The organism is Leptolyngbya cf. ectocarpi LEGE 11479, from assembly GCF_015207065.1.
Classification (GTDB): Bacteria; Cyanobacteriota; Cyanobacteriia; order Phormidesmidales; family Phormidesmidaceae; genus Leptothoe; species Leptothoe ectocarpi.
Genome location: NZ_JADEXP010000049.1, coordinates 1 through 25,112 on the forward strand (window position 1 = coordinate 1; position 25,112 = coordinate 25,112).

Annotated in this window: 26 protein-coding genes; 9 read left to right on the forward strand and 17 right to left on the reverse strand. The window is 51.1% G+C overall.

Annotated features, from left to right (window positions below; all coding sequences use genetic code 11):
• Window positions 1-2,231, reverse strand: a 2,231-nt coding sequence (locus tag IQ260_RS07920) for an NACHT domain-containing protein (RefSeq protein WP_228015701.1), incomplete at its 3' end; no start/stop codon positions are given.
• A gap of 155 nt (window positions 2,232-2,386) precedes the next feature.
• On the opposite strand from IQ260_RS07920, the gene IQ260_RS07925 reads away from it, so the two are divergent.
• On the forward strand, window positions 2,387-2,602 hold the full coding sequence (locus tag IQ260_RS07925) for a hypothetical protein (protein ID WP_193992427.1): 216 nt from the start codon (window positions 2,387-2,389) through the stop codon (window positions 2,600-2,602).
• A 3-nt stretch (window positions 2,603-2,605) separates the two neighbouring features.
• Here IQ260_RS07925 and IQ260_RS07930 read toward each other — a convergent pair whose 3' ends face one another.
• The gene (locus IQ260_RS07930; RefSeq protein WP_193992429.1) at window positions 2,606-2,947 is read right to left on the reverse strand and encodes a XisI protein; all 342 of its coding nucleotides are present in this window, start codon (window positions 2,945-2,947) and stop codon (window positions 2,606-2,608) included.
• A 111-nt stretch (window positions 2,948-3,058) separates the two neighbouring features.
• Between IQ260_RS07930 and IQ260_RS07935 the strand changes: the two genes are divergently transcribed.
• Complete coding sequence (locus IQ260_RS07935) at window positions 3,059-4,225, forward strand: class I SAM-dependent methyltransferase (RefSeq protein ID WP_193992431.1); 1,167 nt, start codon at window positions 3,059-3,061, stop codon at window positions 4,223-4,225.
• Window positions 4,226-4,482: 257 nt separating this feature from the next.
• On the opposite strand, the gene IQ260_RS07940 is transcribed toward IQ260_RS07935, so the two are convergent.
• Window positions 4,483-5,133 carry a pyridoxamine 5'-phosphate oxidase family protein gene (locus IQ260_RS07940; RefSeq protein ID WP_193992433.1) on the reverse strand — a complete coding sequence of 217 codons (651 nt, stop codon included), beginning with the start codon at window positions 5,131-5,133 and terminating at the stop codon, window positions 4,483-4,485.
• 122 nt (window positions 5,134-5,255) lie between these two features.
• Here IQ260_RS07940 and pdxR point away from each other — a divergent pair, with 122 nt between their 5' ends.
• The 3 genes from pdxR to purB all read left to right on the forward strand — a co-directional run bounded on the left by pdxR (window position 5,256) and on the right by purB (window position 8,513).
• Window positions 5,256-6,710, forward strand: coding sequence for a MocR-like pyridoxine biosynthesis transcription factor PdxR (gene pdxR, locus IQ260_RS07945; RefSeq protein ID WP_193992435.1), 1,455 nt, complete (start codon window positions 5,256-5,258; stop codon window positions 6,708-6,710).
• A 142-nt stretch (window positions 6,711-6,852) separates the two neighbouring features.
• A complete protein-coding gene (locus IQ260_RS07950; RefSeq protein WP_193992437.1) occupies window positions 6,853-7,017 on the forward strand; it encodes a hypothetical protein in 165 nt (54 codons plus the stop codon).
• A 200-nt stretch (window positions 7,018-7,217) separates the two neighbouring features.
• On the forward strand, window positions 7,218-8,513 hold the full coding sequence (purB, locus tag IQ260_RS07955; RefSeq protein ID WP_193992439.1) for an adenylosuccinate lyase: 1,296 nt from the start codon (window positions 7,218-7,220) through the stop codon (window positions 8,511-8,513).
• A 170-nt stretch (window positions 8,514-8,683) separates the two neighbouring features.
• Here the strand turns inward: purB and tatA are convergent, their stop codons facing one another.
• Window positions 8,684-8,872 (reverse strand): twin-arginine translocase TatA/TatE family subunit, encoded by a 189-nt coding sequence (gene tatA / locus IQ260_RS07960; protein ID WP_193992441.1) that lies wholly within the window; start codon window positions 8,870-8,872, stop codon window positions 8,684-8,686.
• Window positions 8,873-8,959: 87 nt separating this feature from the next.
• On the reverse strand, window positions 8,960-9,253 hold the full coding sequence (locus IQ260_RS07965; RefSeq protein WP_193992443.1) for a hypothetical protein: 294 nt from the start codon (window positions 9,251-9,253) through the stop codon (window positions 8,960-8,962).
• Window positions 9,254-9,429: 176 nt separating this feature from the next.
• Between IQ260_RS07965 and IQ260_RS07970 the strand changes: the two genes are divergently transcribed.
• On the forward strand, window positions 9,430-10,422 hold the full coding sequence (locus tag IQ260_RS07970) for a glycosyltransferase (RefSeq protein ID WP_193992445.1): 993 nt from the start codon (window positions 9,430-9,432) through the stop codon (window positions 10,420-10,422).
• A gap of 402 nt (window positions 10,423-10,824) precedes the next feature.
• Here the strand turns inward: IQ260_RS07970 and IQ260_RS07975 are convergent, their stop codons facing one another.
• On the reverse strand, window positions 10,825-12,234 hold the full coding sequence (locus IQ260_RS07975) for a phospholipase D-like domain-containing protein (protein WP_193992447.1): 1,410 nt from the start codon (window positions 12,232-12,234) through the stop codon (window positions 10,825-10,827).
• Window positions 12,235-12,420: 186 nt separating this feature from the next.
• Here IQ260_RS07975 and IQ260_RS07980 point away from each other — a divergent pair, with 186 nt between their 5' ends.
• From IQ260_RS07980 to IQ260_RS07990, 3 genes are all read left to right on the forward strand, one after another.
• The gene (locus IQ260_RS07980) at window positions 12,421-12,942 is read left to right on the forward strand and encodes a Ycf51 family protein (RefSeq protein WP_193992449.1); all 522 of its coding nucleotides are present in this window, start codon (window positions 12,421-12,423) and stop codon (window positions 12,940-12,942) included.
• 160 nt (window positions 12,943-13,102) lie between these two features.
• On the forward strand, window positions 13,103-14,257 hold the full coding sequence (locus tag IQ260_RS07985) for an iron-containing alcohol dehydrogenase family protein (RefSeq protein WP_193992450.1): 1,155 nt from the start codon (window positions 13,103-13,105) through the stop codon (window positions 14,255-14,257).
• A gap of 12 nt (window positions 14,258-14,269) precedes the next feature.
• The gene (locus IQ260_RS07990; RefSeq protein ID WP_193992451.1) at window positions 14,270-15,463 is read left to right on the forward strand and encodes an aspartate aminotransferase; all 1,194 of its coding nucleotides are present in this window, start codon (window positions 14,270-14,272) and stop codon (window positions 15,461-15,463) included.
• Here the strand turns inward: IQ260_RS07990 and IQ260_RS07995 are convergent.
• The 11 genes from IQ260_RS07995 to rpaB form a co-directional block, all read right to left on the reverse strand.
• A complete protein-coding gene (locus tag IQ260_RS07995) occupies window positions 15,460-16,038 on the reverse strand; it encodes a pentapeptide repeat-containing protein (RefSeq protein WP_228015703.1) in 579 nt (192 codons plus the stop codon). The genes IQ260_RS07990 and IQ260_RS07995 overlap by 4 nt on opposite strands.
• Before the next feature lie 14 nt (window positions 16,039-16,052).
• Window positions 16,053-16,607: a DUF456 domain-containing protein gene (locus IQ260_RS08000; protein WP_193992453.1), complete on the reverse strand. Its 555-nt coding sequence runs from the start codon at window positions 16,605-16,607 to the stop codon at window positions 16,053-16,055.
• 32 nt (window positions 16,608-16,639) lie between these two features.
• Window positions 16,640-17,347: a DUF1995 family protein gene (locus tag IQ260_RS08005; RefSeq protein ID WP_193992454.1), complete on the reverse strand. Its 708-nt coding sequence runs from the start codon at window positions 17,345-17,347 to the stop codon at window positions 16,640-16,642.
• 134 nt (window positions 17,348-17,481) lie between these two features.
• Window positions 17,482-18,453 carry a homogentisate phytyltransferase gene (locus IQ260_RS08010; RefSeq protein WP_193992455.1) on the reverse strand — a complete coding sequence of 324 codons (972 nt, stop codon included), beginning with the start codon at window positions 18,451-18,453 and terminating at the stop codon, window positions 17,482-17,484.
• A 164-nt stretch (window positions 18,454-18,617) separates the two neighbouring features.
• A complete protein-coding gene (locus IQ260_RS08015) occupies window positions 18,618-19,688 on the reverse strand; it encodes an AI-2E family transporter (protein WP_193992456.1) in 1,071 nt (356 codons plus the stop codon).
• Entirely contained in the window at window positions 19,672-20,001 is a 330-nt protein-coding gene (locus IQ260_RS08020) for a DUF2288 domain-containing protein (RefSeq protein WP_193992457.1), read from the reverse strand. Before IQ260_RS08020 ends, IQ260_RS08015 begins: the two co-directional genes overlap by 17 nt.
• Before the next feature lie 63 nt (window positions 20,002-20,064).
• Complete coding sequence (locus tag IQ260_RS08025) at window positions 20,065-20,715, reverse strand: lysophospholipid acyltransferase family protein (RefSeq protein ID WP_228015705.1); 651 nt, start codon at window positions 20,713-20,715, stop codon at window positions 20,065-20,067.
• Between the two features lie 9 nt (window positions 20,716-20,724).
• Entirely contained in the window at window positions 20,725-21,603 is an 879-nt protein-coding gene (gene fabD / locus IQ260_RS08030) for an ACP S-malonyltransferase (protein WP_193992459.1), read from the reverse strand.
• A 76-nt stretch (window positions 21,604-21,679) separates the two neighbouring features.
• Window positions 21,680-22,678 carry a beta-ketoacyl-ACP synthase III gene (locus IQ260_RS08035; protein WP_193992461.1) on the reverse strand — a complete coding sequence of 333 codons (999 nt, stop codon included), beginning with the start codon at window positions 22,676-22,678 and terminating at the stop codon, window positions 21,680-21,682.
• A gap of 6 nt (window positions 22,679-22,684) precedes the next feature.
• Entirely contained in the window at window positions 22,685-23,719 is a 1,035-nt protein-coding gene (plsX, locus tag IQ260_RS08040; protein ID WP_193992463.1) for a phosphate acyltransferase PlsX, read from the reverse strand.
• A 260-nt stretch (window positions 23,720-23,979) separates the two neighbouring features.
• Window positions 23,980-24,708: a response regulator transcription factor RpaB gene (gene rpaB, locus IQ260_RS08045; protein WP_031294240.1), complete on the reverse strand. Its 729-nt coding sequence runs from the start codon at window positions 24,706-24,708 to the stop codon at window positions 23,980-23,982.
• Window positions 24,709-25,112 lie beyond the last annotated feature (404 nt).

The following is a 25,112-nucleotide window of genomic DNA, read 5'->3' on the forward strand; positions in this document are numbered from 1 at the left end:
TCGTAGTACTGTTGTAGTTTCTCTTTTTGTATTTCTGTAAACTGCCAGTCATGGCCAATATTGCGATGCTCAATTATCACAGATCTTAATTTGTATATCCATTTTTTTCCGTGTTCTTTCCACCACTGTTGTAAAACATCAGTATTATTGATCCCTGGCAGCTGATCTTTCAAAGCTTCAAGCTTAAGCTTTAGTTTAGAAGTGCGGATACGGTCGAGGGCGCGATCGAGGACAAGGTCAAGGTCAAGGTCGAGGTAAAGGATGCGGTAGAGGTCAAGATCAAGGTCGAGATCGCAGTAGAGGTCGAGGTCGAGATAGAGATCACGAAAGAGGTCAAGGTCGAGACTGAAGGTGAGATCAAGGTCGAGGTCGAAGTCGAGGTCAATTTTGACCTCTAGGTTACGGTCGCGGACACGGACGCGGACGCGATCTCGTTCGCGGTAAAGATAAAGGTCGAGGTAAAAAGCTCGTATGGCTGCCTCTCTATAAGAAACATCCACAGATTTAAGTTTTTGATTCAGCCAACTCAGCAACTTTTGTAAGTCTGGATCATCAGCTAAGAGCTGATCAATATTTTGCTTCATTAGCCTTAGCAAATCATCTGCTTCCGGCAGCATACCAACCGTCAATAAGAAAATTTCTCTGTAACGTTTCTCTACAATATGTCCTGATAATTTTGCCAGTTCTTCATGCAGTAAAGCGGTTGAACGAGTAATCTGTTTCGCTGTGAAATATTCCTGAAACGTCAGATGAGAGAAAGAATAAATTCCCTTAGCTCTCTCTACTAGAAGACCATGCTGAGCTTCAATCGAGTTCAAAACATCTGTTCCATCTAGATGAAGGGCGTCTTCATCATCTTGCGCCCCTGGTAAATTGCGAATATATCCAACAATTTGTCTTTCGGCTACCGCTTGCTTAAAGAAGTAATCTCCCCGATCAAATGCATAGAATGCTAGCTGACTCAGAAGATCTTCTTTCCGCTTTAGCGATAGCTTTTTATAGACCCGATCACGTTCAATATTTCGCTTAGCGTCCCACTTCTTAAGCAGCACGTCCAACCCCTCTTTATACAATTCTGCTCGATTGGCTGGAAAGTCAGCTGCCTCACCAAATACCAAACATAGCAGCGTTAGCAGCAGAGGGTTTGTAGCTAGTTCTTTGATCGGTTTGTTGCTTTCTAATCGCTGAATAAAGGTTTCTTCCTTTTTGTCATCTTTTTTCGCTTTAAACCATTTGGTTGCGAACTCAGTAATTTGGTCAGCATCAAAGTCTGCTACCTCTACTTCAGTAAACTGCTGAAAAACATACTCTCGTGCTGCAATTCGACAGGTCATCACAAACTGACAGTCTCGAAACTGCCTTGTAAAGTCTTTGATCTCCTGCAGCACTCGGTCATGCTCAGCTTCCTGCACCTCATCCAGTCCATCCAAGAGTATTAGCGCCAGTCCCTGTTTCAACACAGCGGCTGAGTCAGGCTTATCGATTCCACAATGACTCCACTGCTTAGTAATATAGTCCTGCAACCCTGGCTGCCCCATTGCCTCTGCAAATTCCTTCAATGTCACGAACACAGGCACACGGTGCTCCTGAAACTGGTTCTGGTTACACAATGTCGCCAAACGCTTCATAAATGTGGTTTTTCCTGCCCCCGGTTTACCCAAAATCATCAGCTTGTCATATTGCTTGACTGCCTCCACCCCAAGCACACGTTTCTGACGAACCTTACCCAACATCAACCGGTCAAATTGCTTAATATCAGAGCCTATCAGCAGCTCATCAATACCTAGTCGTCTATTGCTTAAGAGTTTTTCCAAAATATTTACCTTGGTGTAGATATCGCCTAGTCCGATTGGTTGCTCCATATCCAACACCCGTATCTTTCCACAGCGCGCATGGATATCATCCTTTACCTTGCGGCGTATCTCTTGGGCGAGTGCTGTAATGTCGTTGTTGTTTTCTGGCACCTGAGAAGGCTTGGCCTTTTGGTACTTCGGTAGCAAAAAATCGTGCAATACCCTCAGTTTTCCTGGGCCTTTGTGACGAATACTAAACTTTGCATAAACCCCAGTCATCCTACTACGCAAGGCGTTGACACTGATATGCAGCGATTCCGCATCTTCCTGTTCTACGTCCCCATCGCTCAGACGTTTTACCAGAGCTTTTGTTTGATCAGCTGATAGATCGTATTCCCTAGCAACTTTTTCTAAAAAAAACTGCGGCAATGGTTGCATAGTCTTAACGGGCAAAACCTCTGAATTATCGCCAGCCTAACCCAAACTACAGAAATAAGTCAGCCTAAGTCAGGCAAGTCAGCCTAAGTCATGGAAAAAACTCTCAATCGTCCTTGCCACAGTAGATACATCACCTCAAGCAAGGATTTATTTACATGAACAACCTAGTCACCAAACTCACTATTGCAGCGTTCCTATCCCTAACCATCGCCTCCGGTGGCACCGCCATTCATCTTGCCGCTCAGCCTACACTCACCGAACAGCAAGATCGTCTCTTTGAGAGTTCCCTTGTAGTCTGGACCACCTGCGTCACCATCATGCCTACCTTACTCACCAGTCGTTCAACTGATAACAATGAACAGAACCGATGAACCTTACGCTGCTGCAAACTCTGTCAGCGGTCGCTTACTAGGATGCTGGAACCCCAAAATAATATCCTCAGCCGGAATGCCCGCATCCAACAGCTCATTAGCAATCCCCTGCTTTGTCCAATCTTCTTCAATCCAAACCTCATCGTTTTCAATCCGCAGATAAACCGTCACCCCAAAATCGCGTGTCTTCTCCCGCCAGCCCACATGAAACCATAAATACTGGTCCCGAGCCTCGTCAAAAGACAGACATTGCTGTACTCCCGGCTGATTAGCCACAGCCGCCCACAGCTGATACTCAGTCAATATTTTTTGAATGATTTGTCGGTAGCTGTTGAGCTTGTTCATCACTGTATTAGTAACGCATGAGTATCCACGAGCATTTTCATGTAGTGCCAACGCCCTCTATTAGTATCCTAGCCATTAAACTATGACAGTGCTGGTATATCACAAGCCGTAATGACTAACCCTGCTGACCTTAGCGCCATTATCGTAACCAAAATTCAATCTTCACCGCACCAGCGCATCCCCTTTGCGTCCTACATGGACCTCGCCCTCTACCACCCCGATCACGGCTACTACACCACTAAACCCTCCATCCTTGGCCCCGACGGCGACTTCATCACCTCCCCCCACCTCAGCGACGACTTCGGCCAACTCCTCGCCGTCCAGTTTGCCGATATGTGGCATACCCTCGACCACCCCGACCCGTTTCACCTAGTCGAAATGGGCGCAGGCCAGGGCCTGATCGCCGCCGATGTCCTAACCTACCTGCAGCAGCACCAACCCGACTGCTACGCCGCTCTCACCTACACCATCATCGAAAAGTCTCCTGCCCTCCGCACCCTCCAACAAAAACGCCTAGCTGACCAAAAGATTACCTGGACTACCCTTAACGAGCTTTCTCCTATCACCGGCTGCCTCTTCTCCAACGAACTCATCGACGCCTTCCCTGTCCACATCGTCGAAAAACACAACAATCAACTCCAGGAAGTCTACGTCACTACCCAAAACAACACGCTCCAAGAAACCCTCGGCCCCCTCTCCACCGAAAAAATCACCCGCTACTTCGACCTCATCGACATCGATCTCCTCACCGACGCCTACCCCGACGGCTACCGCACCGAGGTCAACCTCGCTGCCCTCGACTGGCTCAACACCGCCGCCAGCCGTCTCGACCGAGGATTTCTCCTCACCATTGACTACGGCCACACCGCCCCACGCTACTACAGCCCCGCCCGCCACAAGGGCACCCTCAAGTGCTACCACCAGCACCGCCACCACGATGACCCCTACACCAACATCGGTCAGCAAGACCTCACCGCCCACATTGACTTCACCGCCCTACAACACCACGGCGAACAACTCGGACTCACCAACCTCGGCTACACCCAGCAAGGTCTCTTTCTCATGGCCCTCGGCCTTGGCGATCGCATCGCCAACCTCACCCAATCCATCACCCCCGGCCCCAACGGCTTTAACCAACTAATCCAACGTCGCGCCGCACTCCATCAGCTCATGGACATGAGCCCCATGGGCCTAGGCACCTTCGGCGTTTTGGTTCAAGCAAAAGGATTAGAAGACAACGTTGCTCTAAAGGGACTGACCATACCGCCAATGAACTAAATCTTTTTGGAGAAAAGATCCTTAGTACCTGATAAGCGGTCATCTCATGCTCGGGCTCTGTGTTCTAAACTTTCTGCAGAAACCTGTTCAGGATACACATCACTGACCTCGCCGTAACCCCTAACTCATGCAATTTGAGATCACCCAGTACGTTGGGTTGTAGGGCGGCGTTCCGGCCCTGCCCAGGGGGTTTGGGGAACTCGGAGGGCCCCCAAGCAACACCTTCAAACTCCCCACCAATCGCCTACGCCACTTTTCTAACCCCTGCCAATCTCCAAATACCGCTCCACCTGTTCCGGCACCGCAATCCCCGCTGCCAACTTCGGATCCACAATCGGCTCCCCCGCCTGCATCCTCAACGGAATCACCCCTGCCCAGTGCGGCAGCTCATAGTCCGCCGCATCATCCACTGGTGGACCGGTGCGAATCTTCGCTGATGCCTCATCAATCGGTAATGCTAAAACAGTTGTCGCCTGTAGTTCCTGTTCGTTGGGCTCCCGCGTCTCCGCCCACCGTCCCGCCATCACATGCTCCGTAAAAGCATAGAGCGCCTTCAGTTTCTCCTCTCGCTCACTCACCAGCTCCGCTGTCCCAAACATGACCACTGAGCGATAGTTCATTGAATGGTGCATGGCCGACCGTGCCAGGACTAGTCCATCCAGCAGGGTGACGGTGACACACACCTCAATCCCTTGCTGCAGCGATCGCAACATTCGACTAGCGGCAGCCCCGTGGATAAACAACCGGTTATCAAGGCGGCCATAGGCGGTCGGAATCACAAACGGCTGTCCTTCTGTTGCAAATCCCACATGGCAGATGAGCCCGGCATCCAAAATTGAGTAAACTGTCTCTAAATCGTAATGCCCCCGTTTGGGTACGCGCTTCACCTGGGTTCGCGCTGTTTTCATAAGGTTATTCTCCGGTCTGAACCTGTGCGATCGCACTCTAGCGAATACAATTGGCCCTCGGCTAGAGCCAATTTATAATCAAATAACCAGTCCAATTTTTAGCCTAATTTTGAAGAGCGCCGATGGAATTGGCCTTAGTCATCGATTCATCTCTATCAGAGCCCTTACATCAGCAGGTCTACAGCCAGCTGCGTCGGGCCATTCTCTCAGGTCGGCTGCCGTCGGGGCAGCGTCTGCCTGCATCGCGATCGCTGGCAAAATCTTTAGGTCTTTCCCGCACCACCGTCACCCAAGGGTGCGATCAGCTCATCAGCGAAGGCTATTTGCAAACTCGTCCTGGCTCCGGTACCTATGTCTGCGATCAGCTACCGGAAATGTTGTTAGAAACAGAGACTGTTGAGCGGCAGTTAAAATCTGTTGTCTATATTCCGTTGTCAGCCTATGGTCAGCGAGTAAATCAGTCGCCACAGCGACATTTTGAAAACTCTTCTGAGATTAGTTTTCGCTATGGCCATCCCGCCCTAGATTTGTTCCCAGTGGAACTATGGCGAAAGCTGTTATCTAAACATTGTCGCGCTACCACCCAGTGGCTCAACTACACCGATGAGTCGCTGGGCTATCAGCCATTGCGAGAGGCCATTGCCGACTATCTCAAACGGGCACGCGCAGTATGCTGCACCCCCGACCAGGTGCTGATTACCAACGGTAGTCAACAGGCGCTGAGTCTTATTACTCAGCTGTTGGTCAATCCTGACGACAGCGTAGCTATAGAAGAATCTGGCTATCGAGGTGCCCGCCACATTTTTACGGCTAGCGGAGCCAATCTGTTGCCCATCGGATTGGATCAAGAGGGGCTAATTATAGAAGAGCTAATCAACCATGGCGCAGTACCCCGGCTGGTATACGTTACTCCGTCCCATCAGTTTCCCACAGGGGCTTTGCTGTCGCTGCCCAGGCGGTTGGCGCTGTTGCAATGGGCTGATAAGACAGGCTCGCTCATTGTTGAAGACGACTACGACAGCGAATATCGCTACGGCGGACGACCCATTCCCTCCCTCCAGGGTCTCGATAGCCATGCATCGGTGCTGTACGTGGGCACGTTTTCTAAGGTGATGTTCCCTAGCATTCGTCTGGGCTATTTGGTTTTGCCTGAGTCTTTAGTAACGGTTTTTGGTAAAGCTAAGTGGCTAGCCGACCGGCAGCCGCCCACCCTGAGTCAATATGCCCTGGCAGAGTTTATTGCAGCGGGGCATCTGGAACGTCACATTCGCAAAATGAGGCTGTGCTATGAACAACGACGTAATGTCCTGGTAAATGCGCTCTATGAACACTTTGGGGAGTCGGTGGAGATTTTGGGCGATAGTGCGGGGCTGCATATTATGGCAAAGCTGCCTTTGGCGATGAGTGATGAGGATGCGATCGCAAAAGCCGCTCATGTCGGTGTAGAACTCTGTAGCGCCCAGGTCCAGTATGAAATACCTCGTAACGTGGGCGAGTTTGTCTTTGGCTACACCGCCATCAACGAGGACCAAATAAAAGCAGGCATACACCGCATTGCCAAAGCATTCCAGGGATAGCTCATTGGATTTAGCCGATCACAGCCCTCAAGGCCGACCGTATATGAACATGAACCATTAATAAGTTTCTTTCCAAGGTAAATACTCCCATAGAGAAATATCTACTATAGAAGGTGACAGCAATAGTTTTGAGGACAAGGCTTTGGACATTACCCTGCTTGCCCTATTACTGATCAGCATGATTTTGTTCGGGTTGCATATGCCCTATGCGGTGCTGACAATGGTTGCAATTATCGCCCTTGCCACCGTAGCAACGCGTCTATCCTGGTCTGTACTCAGCGCGTTTGAATCGATTGAAGTCGATTAACGCTGGTCTGCATCTATCCGGTTTTGTTAAATACTGTAAGCTGAAGACTCAAAAAGAATCCCCCCAGCCGGTTTGAGTAAACCCTGGGGGGATTCGAGTATTAATCAGTGTGTAATCAAATCCTCACTATTATTAATTTCGACTGAGTAACCGACAACCGCCCGCTTACAATAGATCGGTTGTATCCTGCGACACTAGTTTTGATTGAACGTTACACCCTGCCCGAGATGGGCGAACTTTGGACCGACGAATACAAATTCCAAACCTGGCTACAGGTCGAAATCGCCGTTTGCGAAGCCCAAGCCGAGTTGGGCCGGATCCCTCAAGCAGCGGTGGACGAAATCAAAGCCAAGGCCAAATTTGATGTGGCGCGGATTCTAGAAATTGAGGCTGAAGTCCGCCACGATGTGATTGCCTTTCTAACCAATGTGAATGAACACGTTGGCGATGCGGGTCGCTATATCCACTTGGGGATGACCAGCTCCGACGTGCTAGATACGGCGCTTTCTCTACAAATTGTGGCCAGCCATAAAGTGATCTTGTCCCAGGTGGAGCAGCTGATTCAGGTGCTGCGCAACCAGGCCCAGGACCATCGCAATACCGTTATGATTGGCCGCTCCCACGGGATTCACGCCGAGCCCATGACCTTTGGCTTTAAGCTAGCTGGCTGGCTGGCGGAAGTGCTGCGTCATCGCGAGCGTCTGTGTCGCATTCAGGATGAAATCGCCGTCGGTCAAATTTCAGGAGCCGTCGGCACCTATGCCAACATCGATCCAGAAATCGAAGCCCTTACCTGTCAGAAGCTGGGCCTCAAGCCAGATACTGCCTCTACCCAGGTGATTTCACGTGATGTCCATGCCGAATTTATGACCACTCTGGCGGGGTTAGCCGCCTCCATCGAGCGTTTTGCGGTAGAAATCCGTAACCTGCAGCGTACCGATGTGCTGGAGGTGGAAGAATTTTTTGCCAAGGGCCAAAAGGGCTCCTCAGCCATGCCCCACAAGCGTAACCCGATTAAGTCCGAGCGTTTGACAGGGCTGGCCCGCATCATTCGCACCAATGCTTTAGCGGCCTTAGAAAATGTGGCCCTCTGGCATGAGCGCGACATTTCCCATAGCTCTGTGGAACGGGTGATCTTTCCTGACAGCTGTATTCTGATGCACTTTATGCTGGTGGAAACCACCAAGCTGGTGCAGAACCTACAGGTCTACCCCGAAAACATGAAGCGCAATATGAACATGTACGGCGGTGTGGTCTTTAGTCAGCGGGTGCTGCTATCGCTAGTAGAGAAAGGCATTGCCCGTGAAGATGCTTACCAGATTGTGCAACGTTGCGCCCACGCAGCCTGGAACGTTGAGGGGGGTGATTTTCAGACTTTGATTTCCCAAGACCCCCAGGTTAAAGACAACCTATCGGCAGACGAAATCAACGCTGCCTTTAACCCTGACTATCAGCTCAGAAATCTAGACAAGGTTTACCAGCGGCTAGGCATTTAACCCGCTCCATCAGGGCAATCCTCGTGGTTGCCCTAGTGCCTAAAAACAGCTAAAAAAACAGGAAGACGGCTATGCCACCTTCCTGTAATGCCTACTATATGCTCACTAGACGCTTGCTAGTAGTAGGTAGCTCCAACCATGTACCTACTACTTACACAGACATGGATTAACTAACTTTGTTCCGAGTCTTCAACATAGTCCACATCTTCAAAGTCAGCTGCTTCAGTATCCATCTCGTCCTTGAAGCCGCGTAGTGTTTTGCCAAGGGCACTGCCTAACTCAGGAATTTTCTTAGGTCCAAAAATTAAAACGGCGACAATGGCAATAATGCCCACCTCTGGCCAACCTAAACCGAACATGGCACCTTTCCATGAATGTCTCAACTACTATACCGCAGCGGCCAGGCAGGGATAGGGGGATATTCTAGGGGGAAAACTGAGGCGGGTTTAGTGCTTATAACGTTCTTCAAACCACACGCGCATGGCATGCTCGGAGCCAAACTGTTGGCGTTTGCCATCGATGGGGTTATAAACCCACCAGAGGGTGCCAGATTCGGTTTCTTTGGTCCAAATCCGAAGCTGGTCGCCTTCGGTGAGGGCTTTCAACAACCAGTTGCCAGCGGTACTTAGCCAGTTGCCAGCTATTTGTCTGAATCGTTGGGATGGGGTGGGCTGCCACTGCCGCTCTAGCTGGCGACGCTGTATTTCGAGTTCTTGTAAGTTGGAGGAATAGGTATTCATGGGAACCTCCTAGGGGATTACCGATTGCATACTCCCTAATCTATGGATCAAATTTTGAATCAACAAAGCATGGGATAGATGGGACCCATCTACAAAATTCATAGAGGTTACTCTTGGGTTCCATATTCATGGTGTCAATCCTGTAAGATATTGGGCACCCCCGTACCCTGTTTGTGATGAGGAAGCTATATTTTCTCCTGCCCGGAACAACAAAATCATTTTATTGTGGGGGTCTCTTCGCTGAGCTGAATACGCTCAAGCTGGCTCAGCAGGTGTGTGAGGCAGAGGTGGTTACCTATCGCCAGCGAGAAGAGAACCATCCGTTTATTGATGATGTGCTTCAGCAGGGAGATCTCAATCGCTACATTTTTGTAGTGAGCTGGGGGTTTGATGTGCCGAAATATTTGCACAGGCTCTCCCACGCTCATGTGGTTTACCATGCCCACAGCTCAGGCTATGGTTTCTCGGTCCCTCCCCAGGTGCCAATTGTGTCGGTTAGTCGCAATACCATGGGCTATTGGGGGGCGCGATCGCAAAACTCCCTGCTCTACTGGCTGCCCAATCAGCTCCCCAAAGATGTCAGCAACCGCCAGCTCCATCGCGATATTGATATTCTCGTCCAAGCCAGAAAAACGTCTGAATATGTCAGCCAGCAGCTCATCCCTGAACTACAAAAAAGATTTAATGTTGTTGTTGTTGACTCCTTCGTAGACGATCTTATGGCTTTGTTTAACCGGGCCAAGATCTATCTCTATGATTCAGCAGAATACTGGGTGCAGTATCGCCTCACCGAAGGGTTTGGCCTGCCCCCCATGGAAGCGCTTGCCTGTGGTTGTCAGGTATTTTCCAGCGTTAACCATGCCCTCGCCGATTATCTCGACCCTGGAGAGAACTGTTATAAGATTGCAGGCTACGCCACAGGGTATGATGTTCAGCGGATCACTGCTGTTTTAGATGACTGGCAGCCGAGTAATCTACCCGACAGCTTTTTCGCACCCTATCGTACTGAGCAGTTAGTTCCTCGGTTAGAAACCATTTTGACTGAGCTAAATCAGTTTTTTGACTATCGTCAGAAATATCCTTCGGATATTGCCAGTTTGACTCGTTGGAGAGAACTGTATTTATTTTATAGACGAATTCAGACGAAGCTGCGAAAAGGTTTAAAGTAGCGCAGTGGGGCTGGCTGATGGCGATAGGGGGCGCTCAGGGCTTGCCCCCCTGAAACCCCCTGTTCGTGGGGGCCTAATTCCCCCACACCCCCCGAAAGTAGGTTGCCGTTTACAGCGAAAATACAGGTGAAGGCTGGGTTACGGCGGGGTCGATTAGTCAGGTTATCTCTATTGAGCCAATAGCCAACAACGAGCTAGATAACTACCCTTTTTAGAATTTTGTCGCAGCGCGCAAAATTCTAAACCACCTTGCCGAGCCCCAAACCCGCTATCGAGGATAACACTGATATTTTCCCGTAGGGTCCTAGGGCGGCGGAACGCCCTAGCCAGGGGGTGTGGGGAACTCGGAGGGACCCCACGCAGCCGGTTTTGCCACTATCCAGCATCCCAAAACCACAACAGTCACGCCCCACATTTCTTCTGCATCTTTCGCATCTGAGCCAAAAGATACTCAGTTCGTCCCAGCTCAGCCATATCATAAAGCCTCTCAAACTCTTGCTCAAAATGCTTAGCTACAGTTGCATTTTTGATAATCAACAGATTCTCATCATTGGTATGATTAGCAGCCTTGCTCCAATTGTGGGAGCCGATGATGACCGTATGATTGTCTAACAGGGCAAATTTGTGGTGTAGCTTGTCGCCATCCGCTAAGACTGGATAGCCCACAGTGCTGATCGATGGTTGCCAGGGCTGATTGCTTTTTTCGTACCGACAGCGATGATCAGGTAACGCCAGACCCAGCATATCCAAAGCTTCACTGTGATAGCGATAGATAAAGCTCCGATCAACTAGGGCACGAATATTGAGATTGCTGGCCGCCAGCGCATCGGCAATTTCCTGATCGGTAAACACAAACAAGGCTAAATCGGCTGATTGACTGGCGTGGCTGAGAGTGTCAGCAATGACGCCATTGGTAGTTTGCTGACGCGGGGTATCAGCGCGGTGGGGTGAAAATTGCACGGTGATCTGACCGTCAGGCAACACAACAGTTTGCTGCGGTCTCACCAATTTGGCCGATCCAAACAGACTGTCGGGCTGACCCTTGGGTCCATCGCCCCACATTAGCTCAAATTCTTGGGTATAGGCAGTGGCCAGATCGATACTCTCAACACGCACCAGAACGTTGGCATTGCCCCGGCTTTCGGGTACTAGCCAATCACCATGAATACCAGACAGAGTAAAGTTCGCCGAGCCAGTAACCACACGGCGACCGTCCACCACCAAAAACTTGTGATGCATCAAACCACTACCTTTACTACCATCGTCGGTATCGTCCACAATCGGGATGCCGGCCTGCCGTAACATCAGGACCGCATCGCGCCGGGCGGCTTCATCGAGGGAAACTTGCCCATCCCCGTTAATGTCACCAAATGCAAACAAATTTTCGTGTTTGCCCCGGCTATGGTCATCCTGCTGCCGTATCCAGGTAGAGCTGTGCTGACTCCACCCGTCACTGTACTGATTTTCCAAAATTATTCTGACAGGTATGCCAGCCCGTGCCTTTGCTATCAAGGCTGTGGCCACCTGAGGCAGGTTTAGTTCCTGTACCGCTAGGTCGATGGATGTACTCGCCTGGTCAATGGCCTCCACCAACACTTGCTCCAGGTTATCCCCCGAGCGACGGACACGACGGTAGGGATCGTCATAGCGGCTAGCCTCCCTATGGTTAAAGAAAACCTGAATGTTGGGATCTTGGGGCAGCTGTGGTGAGTGCTCCCCTTGACTCCAAGGCTGTTGCCAGCCAAGACTGACTAGGCCCAAACTCCCCAAGGTCAGAGTCAGTAATCCTCCCGCTTGCCATCGGTTTAGCATGACATCCTGATAAATTCTGTAGATAGTCTTTAGTGAGCCCTATCCGCAAAATTGTCTAACTTCCCTGAAAGGTCGGCTAGCTTATTAAACTGGGGCTTTCTTTCCAATGTTTTCCCTGATTCGCAGGTGTCCACTGATACGATTAATAGCGTTATGCTGATTACACATTAAAAGCGCTGGTTTGCTATGCCAACTCCCGAACTTTTTCTAGAGGCGACCAAGTGGATGGGCCTCGCTACGCTAGCCTTTGCAGCTCTGACAGCGTTGGCGTTTTTAACTAAGTGGGGAATTCGATTTCGATTAGTGGGCGTGACCGGGTTCTGTGGCGTGCTCACAGCAGGGTTATTTGGCCTTAGCTTTCAGCCGTTGGTATCAACCACTGTGGAAGGTTCGATCCCCTATGTCACCGTTTACGACTCAGGGGCATCCCAGCTGGTAATTGCTGTCCCCCCAACAATTACGGACCCTCAGCTAGAGGCTACCCTGCAACAGGCCGCCATTAATTCGTTTAATCCTAGCCAATTGGGCGGTGCAGGAGGTCAGGGGCCTCGGGTTCGTGCCCGCACAATTGTTCATCGTGATCCCGGTATTTCAGACTTGCTATATCTGGGGCAGATTCAGCCCGATGCCCAGTCTGAGTCGGGGTATAACATTACCCTTTCTCGCTCTGCCCTGGCCAAAGCCCGAGCGGCCTCCCAGGACAGTTAGTGTCTAAAAAATTCTGTCTGGGTATCTGAGAGCGCAACGCCCGTTAAGGCTTAAAATCCTTGACCATGGTAACGTTCAGGAATCTCCACAGCTCCTTCTTGAAGTCAACTTTGCCCGCAAGCATTTCAATCTCAAGCATTTCATCTGTCGAGAGGCAACCATGTCTACGTTATCTACACTGATGGTGGCACCAGCCCAAGTGGTCAGGGGCGCTGGCATTTTATCTGAGGGTGCTGCCCATATTGCCAGATTAGGACAGCGACCCTTATTGGTAGGAGGGGCTCGCACGCTGCAGGTGACCAAACCATTTCTAGAGGCGCTGAGTACGCTAAGTGTTGCCCGCGCCTCCTACCAGACAGACTGTTGTGAAACGTCCCTGGTCCATCTGCGTCAGGCGGTTGATGCCCACAGGGCTGACGTGATCATTGGTGTAGGAGGGGGAAAAGCCCTAGATACAGCCAAGCTGGTGGCTCATCAAACCCGGCTGCCGGTGGTTACTATCCCCACCTCGGCGGCCACATGTGCTGCCTGGACGGCCTTATCAAATGTGTATTCTGAGCGAGGTGCATTTCGTTACGATGTGGGGCTGCCCACCTGTCCAGAGCTGTTGCTGCTGGACTACGACTTAGTGGCGACGGCTCCCCAGCGGACATTGGTGGCGGGCATTGGCGATGCGATCGCAAAGTGGTACGAAGCCTCTGTCAGCAGCGGCCATTCATCCCAAACCCTGATTATTGGCGCGGTACAGCAGGCTCGCATTCTGCGGGATATTCTCTTTCAAAAATCCGCCGCCGCCTTAGAAAATCCTGGCGGTGATGACTGGCGCGAAGTGGTCGATGCCTCGGTGCTCATGGCCGGTGTGATTGGCGGCATGGGGGGAGCCCAGTGTCGGACTGTTGCTGCCCATGCAGTCCACAACGGTTTGACTCAAATTCCAGCCAGCCACACCATGCTCCATGGCGAAAAAGTTGCCTATGGTATCTTGGTGCAACTACGCCTGGAGGAAATGGAATCGGGCAATACGTTAGCGATGTCGTCTCGTCAGCAGTTGCTCAAGTTTTATACCCAAATTGGATTGCCCATGACCCTGAGCGATCTAGGCTTGGGTGGCATGACTCTAATGGAGCTACGCCAGGTTGCCGAGTTTGCCTGTCAGCCCCGCTCAGACATTCACCACCTGCCGTTTGAGGTCAGTCCTCAACAGGTAATGGCGGCCATGGTGTCCACCACAGCCCCCTGTCGACGCGCCGAGCCCGCTCGCACGTTGTTAGCCAAAACACCACCAGTCAAAACAAAATCATCACCATCGTCATGAGGAGGTAAGGCCATGACCCTAGCTTGGATGAAAAAAGCACAGAGACTTTCACAATTGCCTCCCTACGCCTTTGCGCGGTTGGATGAACTCAAAGCCAATGCTCGCGCTCAGGGTTTAGACCTGATTGACCTGGGCATGGGGAATCCCGGCGGCCCCACCCCTGCGCCCGTGGTTGAGGCGGCGCAAAAGGCTCTAGCAGATCCTGCTCAGCATGGCTATCCTCCCTTTGAAGGCACCGCCAGCTTTCGCAATGCGATTACGGCCTGGTATCACCGCCGCTACGGAGTGAGCCTGGACCCTGAGGGTGAGGCGTTGCCCCTGCTGGGGTCGAAGGAAGGTCTTACGCACCTGGCCCTGGCCTATTTGGATCCGGGGGATACGGTACTAGTGCCGACACCGTCCTATCCGGCACATTTTCGAGGACCTGCGATCGCAAATGCCCACATTCATCCCCTCATACTCACCCTAGAAAACGACTGGCTAATCGACATCTCCACCATTCCAGAGACCGTCGCCCGTCAGGCCAAGGTGCTGTACTTTAACTATCCCAACAACCCCACCGGAGCCACCGCCCCCAGAGCCTTCTTTGAAGAGATTGTTGCCTTTGCCAAGCACTATGAAATCATGCTAGTTCATGACCTGTGCTATGCCGAGCTGGCCTTTGACGGCTATCAGCCCACCAGTGTTCTGGAAATTCCCGGTGCCAAAGAATTTAGCGTTGAGTTTCACACCCTTTCCAAAACCTATAATATGGCCGGTTGGCGTGTGGGCTTTGTTGTGGGCAACCGCCACATTATTCAGGGATTGCGCACCCTCAAAACTAACCTCGACTACGGCATCTTCTCCGCTATCCAAACCGCTGCTGAGACCGCCCTCAATCTGCCGGACTCTTACCTAGAAGACGTGCGCCATCGCTATCGTACGCGACGCGACTGTCTCATTGCCGGTTTGGCCGAACTGGGCTGGGATGTGCCAAAAACTAACGCCACCATGTATCTGTGGGTGCCCTGTCCCCCAGATATGACCGCTGCTGATTTTGCCTTTGATGTTTTACAAAAGACGGGTGTGGTCGTGACCCCTGGCAGCGCCTTTGGTGAAGGCGGGGAAGGGTTCGTTCGCGTCAGCTTGATTGCTGACGAAGCGCGTCTCAAAGAGGCAATACAGCGACTAAAGGATGTGGGAGTGCGCTATCCGGTCGCGGTCTAGGGTGAGGGAACCCTGAGCGCCAATGCTCGTTCTGGCTCGTTAGCCCCGTCTGCTTCTGCAGTTAAAATAGCCAACTCAAAGTTTTGTGCCAACCGCAGCTGTAGGGGTTCCAAGTTCTGAGCATCGCTAAAGTCTGTTGCTTGTATATTGGCCTGACCAAAATAGGCCCGATCGAGCACAGTATCGCTGAGGTTGGCCTTTTCTAAATTCCCATGGCCAAAATAGGCCTCAGTCAGATTTGCCTGGGACAAATAGGCATGGTACAAATTCGCGTCCGCCAAATACGCCTGGGTGAGGTCGGCACCAATCAAACAGCAGTGACTCAGATTTACCCCCTGCAGATTGGTTTCACGTAGGTTGGCTTCGAATAAATAGGCGCGGCTTAAATCGGCACCGCTTAAGTACGTCTGCCGCAGGTTAAATCCAGCTAAATCGACGCCTTTTAAGTCGGCTGCCCTCAGGTTAGGGCGAATGTGAGCATTTTGCTGACGCCAGCGATTCCAAACCCTGATGCCAGCAGTTAACAGGTCTAGGTGTTCTGGGTGAGCCATGGGCTGAGATAGTTCAGGAAGCATTTTCGCAAAGCGGTTTATAACGCTGACGACATTACTGTCGGCCAGGTTGCGACCAGGAACACCACTGTTGCAATAATAGACAATACCCCAGCGATTATGTTGCCCAGGAGAGAGCTGACGACAATCGCTAAACTAACTTTCGCTCCTAACTTACACCGCTCAACCACGGCCAGGTCGCGACGATGCAGCATTTCCCCGATAAAGGCTCCAGCCATGGAGCCCAATAAAAGGCCAAAAATCGGACCGCCCACGGGTAGCGCCGGTAGCAGTCCCAGCAGACCGAGGACCATGCCGATCACGGCTCCAATTTGCCCCCAGTTACTGGCCCCTACTTTTTTGGCCCCCAGGTAGCCAGCTAAGTAGTCGATGGCGGTGGTTACGGCAAAAATGGCGACGGCAATTCCCAGGGCGACTAATACCGCTTTGCTAAAACCTGCGATCGCACCCCAAATTGCAATGGCAGCTACAATCAGTCCAATGCCAGGAAATGCGGGAACAAACGCACCGATAATGCCAGCTCCCATGACAACGAGCAGGACCCAGTAGAGAATAATCAGCCCTATAGCCATCTGTGTCTATCTATAAAAGATACCTTCATTCTCTACTGGCTCAGTGCCCTCAAAAACTTTTGCACTTCGCCCAGCAGACTTTTTTTGGGTTTCGGTGCCGTACTATTTTCGGTTTCCCCATAGAGGATTTTTTCTAGCTCTTCACTAGAGGGCCGTTGGGACAGTTCAGCCTGGAGTTCATACTGGTCGTTGAGTTCTTGCCATACTTGCCAGCCCTGGGGATGGCGATGCAGAATAGCGGCATCGGCCATCGGTCGGTAGTAGTAGCAAGAGTTTAAGGTGCTTAAAAACCGCTCACGTAGCTGACGAGCGGCGTAGCCAATGCCGACAATGCTGACATCCTCTAGTTGCGGATTCAAGATAATGACGGTGCGATCTTGGGCGGCCTCGCAGAGTTTTTCCACATCTTGCACTTCAACGGCAGACGGATTGACGATCAGAAAAGCCTCATCGTCCGGCTCGACGGTGGCTTGAACTTCGTTGATACCTCGGATAGTGAAGTCTGGATTATTCCAGTCACGTTTAGCCAGGGCGGCGGCTCCGGCATCGGGAAAATAAACTTTGAATTGCAAACCCAGGTCTTCAAACAGACTGAGAAACCGTTCGGCAATGGGCTGCTGTTTGAGTTCTGGGATTACCATTTCTACCTGCAGACGGGGAATACCATCTGCGATCGCAGCCTTAGTAGAGGCAATAGCCTGATCGATGGTTTCCTCAAGACTGGTCGGCAGGTCAGACATGGTTAGATTTTTTGTTTTCAGCAAGCAATCACCTTTGATTATCTGCCTTTTTTGTCCCGCTAGAAACTTGAGTTCAGCCATAGACCTGACTCGGCCCGGCAATTATCCAAGTTCATGCTGACTGTCGGTGCGCTCTAATGTAATAAACAGGCTGTTGGGAAAATCAGGTATTCGATAAAAAATAATTTCCAGATGAACTGATAGTAGTCTTTACAGCTCAGACCAGTCGCATCGGTGTTGTTAGAGTCTAGCTGGACCTGACGGCTTAGGTACCAAAAATAACCCAGTGCTAAGCCATGGGTCACCATCAGAAATTCAGCATTGATAGCGGGGATAAACCGGGCCGCTATTATGAGGCCGCTGTAACAAATGGTTAGAAGCCACCAGACCAGTTTGAAAACCTTGGCGATGCTCAGACTATCCATACTTTTGCTAGCACCGTCGCGTAATTTTTTTAGCAGTGCGATCGCACTGCTAAATACCAGCACCACCAGGGCTAGTACCCATATCCGCCCTGGGATATGGGGCATTAATCCCAATTGACTAGAGGCATGTAGAAAAATGCCTAAATTGACCACAGCTCCCCGCACCAGAAGCTTACAGCCCGAGCCCAAGAGCGGAAATCGCTTCAGCTGTAGCGGCGGCAGAGAATAGGCCGTCCCAATGGCCAGACTGAACCAGACAGTTGCCACCAAATAAAGGCTCTGGGAAACGACTGCTAATAGGATCGCTCCACTACAGGCAATGCCCACCAGCATCCTGGCCTGGGGGGCAGAAAACTCCCCCGAGGCAATGGGCAAATAGGGCTTATTGAGACGATCAACCGCAACATCTTCAATCTGGTTCAGACCGACGATGTAAATATTGGTACAGATGCAGGCCAACCATGTTAGCCACAGGGAACTCACCCCCTGCCATACATGAAATGTCCCAGGGGACAGCCCGAGCGGGTGACGAGCGGCCCAGGCAATACCAAATAAACCCAGCACACTTAAGCTAGTGCCAGCAATGGTATGGGGCCGAGAAAACTTCCAGAATGCTCGCAGCCAGGGAATGGGGCTTTGGATTAAATTTAGCGATGGAGGGCTAAGCGCAGATTTCGTCATCGACATGGCGTGGGACCTCTTGAATCACCATGCCGAGTTTTCCCGAAGCCGTCAACTGATTCAGAGCATTGTTGAAATGCTTAATAGAACGGCTAAACATTTGTATCGTCCGGGGTCAAAGGCTCTCATTTTTATATTTTGTAGAAGCGTTCCATGGAACGCCTCTACAACGCCCGCCCTTTCATTTCATCCACATCTAAAAGGCTCACAATCACCCCGGCTATGGGAATCGCCAGAAACAATCCCAACAGTCCCGCCACGCGCACCCCCACAATCAGGGCAAAAAACATCACCACAGGATTAATGTTAAGAGAGTCTCGCATCACATGGGGTAATAGGATATTTTCTTCAACCTGCTGTAGCAAAATACATACCACAACTGATTGGATAGCGGTGCCAATACCTTGGGACAACAACAACAGCCCAATTAGACCCACACCCAGCGTTGCACCAATCCCAGGAATTAGATCAAATAAGCCTGCAATGACTGCTAGAACTAGGGCGTAGGGAATCTGTAACAGTAAAAAGACAGCAAATGTAGAGATTGCAAAAAAGATAGATAACAGCAACCGTCCCCAAAAAAAACCTAGAAGATTCTTTTGAATGGTGAGGGTTAGCGGTTGTTGCTGGTGTTCGGGAATGGCTTTTAAGAACAATCGCCAAAGCCGGGGACCGTCTAGCATCATAAAAAACGTTACGACGGCAATCAGAATACCGTTGATAAAATTTTCCAGTAAAGTTTGCACCAGTCCTAAGCCTGAACCCAGCAGTGTGGTGGCCTGTTGCTGTAGCTGCTCCCCTAGGGTTTGTAAGTCTACCTGCACATTCCACTGGCGCAGTGTGGTTTCAATGCTTTCTATCAGTGGCTGTAGAGAATTGAGAAAGTCCGTGCCATTGTCTAACAGGCTCTGCCCCTGGGCAATGACAGCTAGCGCCAGGGTGGTGACAATACCGCCCACTAAAACCAAAGCCACCATAAATACGGTAAAAACGGCCAGGCTACGGGGAAGGAACCGTCGACACCAGGTGACGGGATAACTGAGCAAAAATGCCAAAATTGTGGAGATGACAAAAATGACCACCACAATTTCAAAATAGTCTAGGACCTGAAGTAAGGCCCAACCGCTGGCCAGCAGCAGTAGAAACCGGATCAGTGCCGAGTTGTCTAACTGAGTCAAAACGATTTGCACTTTTTCCAGCGAAGTTTGAGGCTGGGGATTAGGTCGGGGAGCCACTATCGGTGTCCGCAGCTTTGAGAATTTCTTGGACGAGAACGTAGGGCTGGACGATCAAAGACCGGAGCTGATTGGTGGGACCAGATACCCCCCAAGTCTTAAGCTGATCTTGGGTGGGTTTCGTAATCAGCTGTTCGCCAATCCAACGCTGGACAGATTGCACATTGTCATTGGTCAGGGCCACGCCTACATCCACTAGATCAAGCTGGGGGTTTACCAAGACAACTGCATCGCGGGCAATATGGGGCTTTAGCCAATTCCACTGGGTGGGACCCACCATATGGGCTAGCTCTTGTCTCAAGTTTTGGGTCATGGTTAGTGCTCCGCTGGGCAGTGGGAAAATCAGCAATGCCAAAAAAACATTGTAGCCTTTGGGTCATCGGGCCAGATCGTGCATGGCGTGAATGCGATCGCAACAATACTGCGTCACTGCTGTCAGCTCTGCTTTGTCTTTGCTAGAACTCGGCGGCGTAATCGGTTGACCAATTCGTACCGTGACGGGCAGAGGTTTTGGAAAGACTGCCCCCCGTGGCAAAATTCGGTGGGTGCCCCACAGACTGACGGGCACCAAGGGCACCTGAGCCTTGGCCGCAATCATCGCAGCCCCTAGCTTGGGGTCAGGAATCCGACCATCGGGGGTGCGAGTTCCTTGGAGAAATACGCCGACCGCCCAGCCCTGATCGAGCTGTTCCAGCGCCGCTCGAATCGCCCCACGGGCAGACCCTCCTCGCTGAACTGGATAGGCGCCATAGGCCCGAATAGCCGGGGCCAGTACCGGTACCTTAAACAGCTCTTGTTTGGTCATGTATGCGACGGGACGACGCACACATGAAGAGACAATGGGCGGGTCAAAATCGCTAGCATGGTTGGCGACAACGAGCACTGGACCTGACGTCGGCATATTTTCGGCACCATAGATGTGTCCGCGAAAATAGGCTCGTAGCATGGGGTTGACTATCGACCATTTGAACAGGTGATAGAGGGCCAGACTGATCTTTGGCTCGCGCTGTTGTTGTATGTCATTCATCAACACAGCCTATATGGTTTCTACCTGTTCCAGGGTGCCTACGTTTTTTAGCGTGAGGCTGCGGCAGGTGCGCTTGGTTAATCCAGCTAAGACTTTACCGGGGCCTACTTCAACCACGGTCTCCACAGCTTGGTCGGGCAGGCTCAGTGAGATTTCCCGCCAGCGAACCGAGCCGGTCATTTGTTGCATGAGTCGTTGTTTGAGCACATCTCCGTCAGTACTGGGGGTGGGGTCCACATTGGAGAGCACTGGTATTGTGGCTGTCTTAAAGGGTAGATCGCTCAAAATTTGGTCAAATTCATGGGCAGCAGGGGCCATCAGCGGAGAATGAAATGCACCGCTGACGTTGAGTTTGACGGCTCGCTTGGCTTTAATACCGGTCATAACGGTTTCCACTGCCTCCGGGGTGCCTGAAATTACGACTTGGCCAGGATTATTGTCGTTGGCCAAAACCACCCCCTCAGTGGTAGCCAGTTTGTCATCTAGCTCGTCTCGGTTAAACCCCATCAGGGCAGCCATGGCTCCATCGGCGGCCTGGGCCATCAGCTCAGCCCGGCGCTTGACTAAACGTAATCCAGCGACAAAATTAAAGACTTCCGCTGTGTAGAGGGCGGAATATTCTCCTAGGCTGTGGCCTGCTACGAGATCTGGCTGCATACTTTTGGCCTTGAGTAAATCGGCCAATATGCATTCAATTACGTAAAGACAGGGTTGGGTATATAGGGTATCGGCAAGCTTAGCTTCGTCGCTTTGGCACAGTCCCAACACTGACCAGCCCAGCACATCATCAGCTTCGGCAAACTTGTCCTTGGCCACGTCAGCCAAATCACTGCCCATTCCCACGGCCTGGGACCCTTGCCCAGGAAATACCCACACGGTTTTTGTCATGTTTAATCGTGTATTTGTCTGTTTTTCACTGTCTCAGCAAATGACCCATTAGGAAAGAGCTGGATCAGCAAGCATGTCACAGTCCCCATTCGAGCAGAGCTGCGCCCCAGGTAAGTCCTGCCCCAAAGCCAGACACAGCGATTGTGTGGCCGGATTGAATTTTACCGCTACGGACCCATTCATCGAGGGCAATGGGGATTGAGGCGGCAGAGGTGTTACCGTGCTTGGCCATGTTGCTCACTACCCGCTCACGGGGTAGCTTGAGGCGCTTGGCAACGGCGTCCAAGATGCGCTGATTGGCTTGGTGCAAAATTAGCCAGTCAATATTGTCAGCGGCTAACCCGGCATGGAAAAGAGTTTTTTCTAAGACTTCTGGCACTCGACTGACGGCAAAGCGATAGACTTCGCGACCGTTCATGGTAATGGTGTTAAAGGTGCCTTTTTGGGTGGTAACCCCATCCACTAAGGGAGTTGATGCCGCTGTATAGGCCAAATTTAAGCAGCCGTTTAGGCTGCCATCGCTGCGCATTTCAGAGCCCAGCAGGCGGTCGCGATCGCAGGCCTGCATGACTACGGCTCCGGCCCCATCGCCAAACAGCACACAGGTGGTGCGGTCTTCCCAGTCCACCCAGCGGCTGAGCAGGTCAGCCCCGATGACGACAACATTTTGGTATGTACCTGTGCGAATAAACTGGGCTGCTGTCACAATGCCAAACACAAACCCTGAGCAGGCCGCTGTTAGGTCAAAAGCCACCGCCCGCGTGGCACCGATGGCGGCCTGTACCTGGCAGGCGGTGCCAAACAAATCATCGGGGGTGGAGGTGGCCAGAATGATCAGATCAATATCATCGGGGGTGAGATTTGCGGATGCGATCGCACCTTTTGCAGCCTGGGCAGCGAGCATTGTCAAAGAGTCTGCTGCACTGGCTATGTGGCGTTGACTAATGCCTGTACGCGTAGCAATCCATTCATCGGAGGTATCCACGACGCGGCTCAGCATCTCATTACTCAGCGCTGCCTCAACCTGAGCGCTACCGCTACCAATAAAGGCCACACCGGCCCCACCGTTTATCATTATTTTTTAGTCTCCGTTGGTCACCGATGCAGCAACCTTTTGGTACTGCCCCTGGATATGCCCAATCACACCATTATCCACCGCCTCCTTAGACAGGCGAATGGCATTAAAAATAGACGGTGCGTTAGAGCTGCCATGGCTGATGACCGCCACGCCATTCACACCTAACAGCAATGCCCCACCGTGTTCAGCGTGATCGAGTCGTTGTTTGATGCGCTTGAGGTTGCCTTTTAGAATGAGCACCCCCAGCTTTCCTAAAATACCGCGTGGCAGTTCCTCTCGGAGAATATTCATGGCGGCTTCACCGACGGCTTCAGCAAATTTCAACAGCACATTGCCCACAAACCCATCGCAGACAATCACGTCAAAATTGCCTGAGAGCACATCTCGCCCTTCCGCATTGCCCACAAAATTAATCGTTGGCGATTCGCTGAGGGCCTGATACACCTGCACCGCAACATCATTGCCCTTGCTGGGCTCTTCGCCAATATTAAGCAGACCCACACGGGGATTATGGGCTCCAAAGGCATACTCAGAATAAACACTACCCATCAGGGCAAACTGCTCTAAAAATTTAGGACGGCAATCAACGTTGGCCCCCACGTCCAGAATTAAAACGGGCTTCCCGGCTACCACCGTTGGAAATACCGCACCGATAGCGGGTCGGTCGATGCCCTTAATACGGCCCAAACGCAAAAGTGCGGCTGCCATAGCTGCTCCGGAATGGCCAGCCGATACAACCGCATCTGCCCGACCCTTTTTCACCATATCCATGGCGACATTAATAGATGCCCTCCGCTTCTTCCGCAGAGCGCTGAGGGGTTCTTCATGCATTTCAATCGTGCCTTCAGATGGCACAATCTCAAGCCGACTAAGGCTGTCGGGGTCAGCTACAGAAGCCCTAATTTGTTCAGGATCGCCAACAAGCAAGATTTCAACATCTAGCTCTTCTCTTGCCCTAATAGCTCCAGCAACGATTTCAGCAGGTGCATAATCGCCCCCCATTGCATCAACTGCGATCCGCGCTTGAGTTAAGCCCATCGAATTGAATCTATAGAAACTTTAAGAAATTCTATCAGACTGAAACCGAGTGAAAAATTTACAACTACGGTTTTCTGACAAAAGTTCAGTCCAAAGTTTCCAAATATTTTGCCATTAATGGTGCTTTTGTACTGAAAGCCAAGCCACATCCAAGTAGAGTCCAATTGGAATTCTGTAATTTCCTCTGGGGAAAAACTCCAGTTCTGGACGTGGCCACGGCTAAGATACAAGCCAAATACGCTTGTTCTCTACAAACGCTGTTATTCTTCGCCAGGCTCGACAATCCGCTGGAATAAATACCCCGTTCCCCGGGCCGTCAAAATCAGCTCAGGATTACTCGGATCGTCCTCTAGCTTGGCGCGCAGTCTGGAGATATGCACGTCAACTACCCGCGTGTCAACATGACGCTCTGGCGTATATCCCCAAACCTCTTGCAAAATCTCAGACCGCGAGAAAGGTTCCCCAGAGCGACTTACCAACAGCTCTAGGAGGCTAAACTCCATACCCGTTAGACGGATGCGTTCGTCACCCTTATAGACCTGACGCTTGTTGGTATCAATGCGAATGTTATTGATCGTGATGACGCCTGAGCTGGGAATCCCTGAGGTGCCAGTCTTTTCCACACGCCGGAGGACAGAACGAATTCTGGCCTCTAATTCTTTGGGGGAGAAGGGTTTAACCACATAGTCATCAGCGCCTAGCTCTAAACCTGTGATGCGATCAGCAACATCCCCCAGGGCTGTTAGCATGATGATTGGAATATCAGATTCTTTGCGTAACTCTTGGCAAACGCCATAGCCATCTAGCTTAGGCATCATGACGTCCAGTACCACTAAGTCAGGAATTTCGTGACGAAATGTGTCTAAGGCCTCTTCTCCATCTGCTGCAGTAACGACGTCATACCCAATCATCGAAAGACGGGTTTCCAAAATACGACGGATACTGGCTTCGTCATCGACGACCAAGATTTTCTCTTTTACGCTTTCCAAAGTTTCTTGAACTCCTACATAACGGCGACGGCAGAAGATTTCGACTGCTGGAGAGAAGAGCGATTGCTCCGCTCCCTTGAAAAACCGACGGCTTCATCACTTCAAGGTGTGTCAGTCGCAATGCTGATGATTGGCTGATACTCAGTGGTGGAAGAACTTCTGATTAAAGCTTTATTTAGATCTTTTTAAGATGTCTAACATTGTATTGCTTTTCCTAGCCCATAGTCTTTATATATTCAAGCTTTTCAACGTTTCTTAAGGTTGTTCTCCAGCAGCGCAAAATTTTTAGAGTATCTTATCTGGTTTTGTTTCGTTCATAAGAGCTGCACAGATTTACTTAAAGTTGTAGGGCTGCCATTGACCATGGGATAGCTATTTTCGGCTCTAAATACTCTCTATCATGG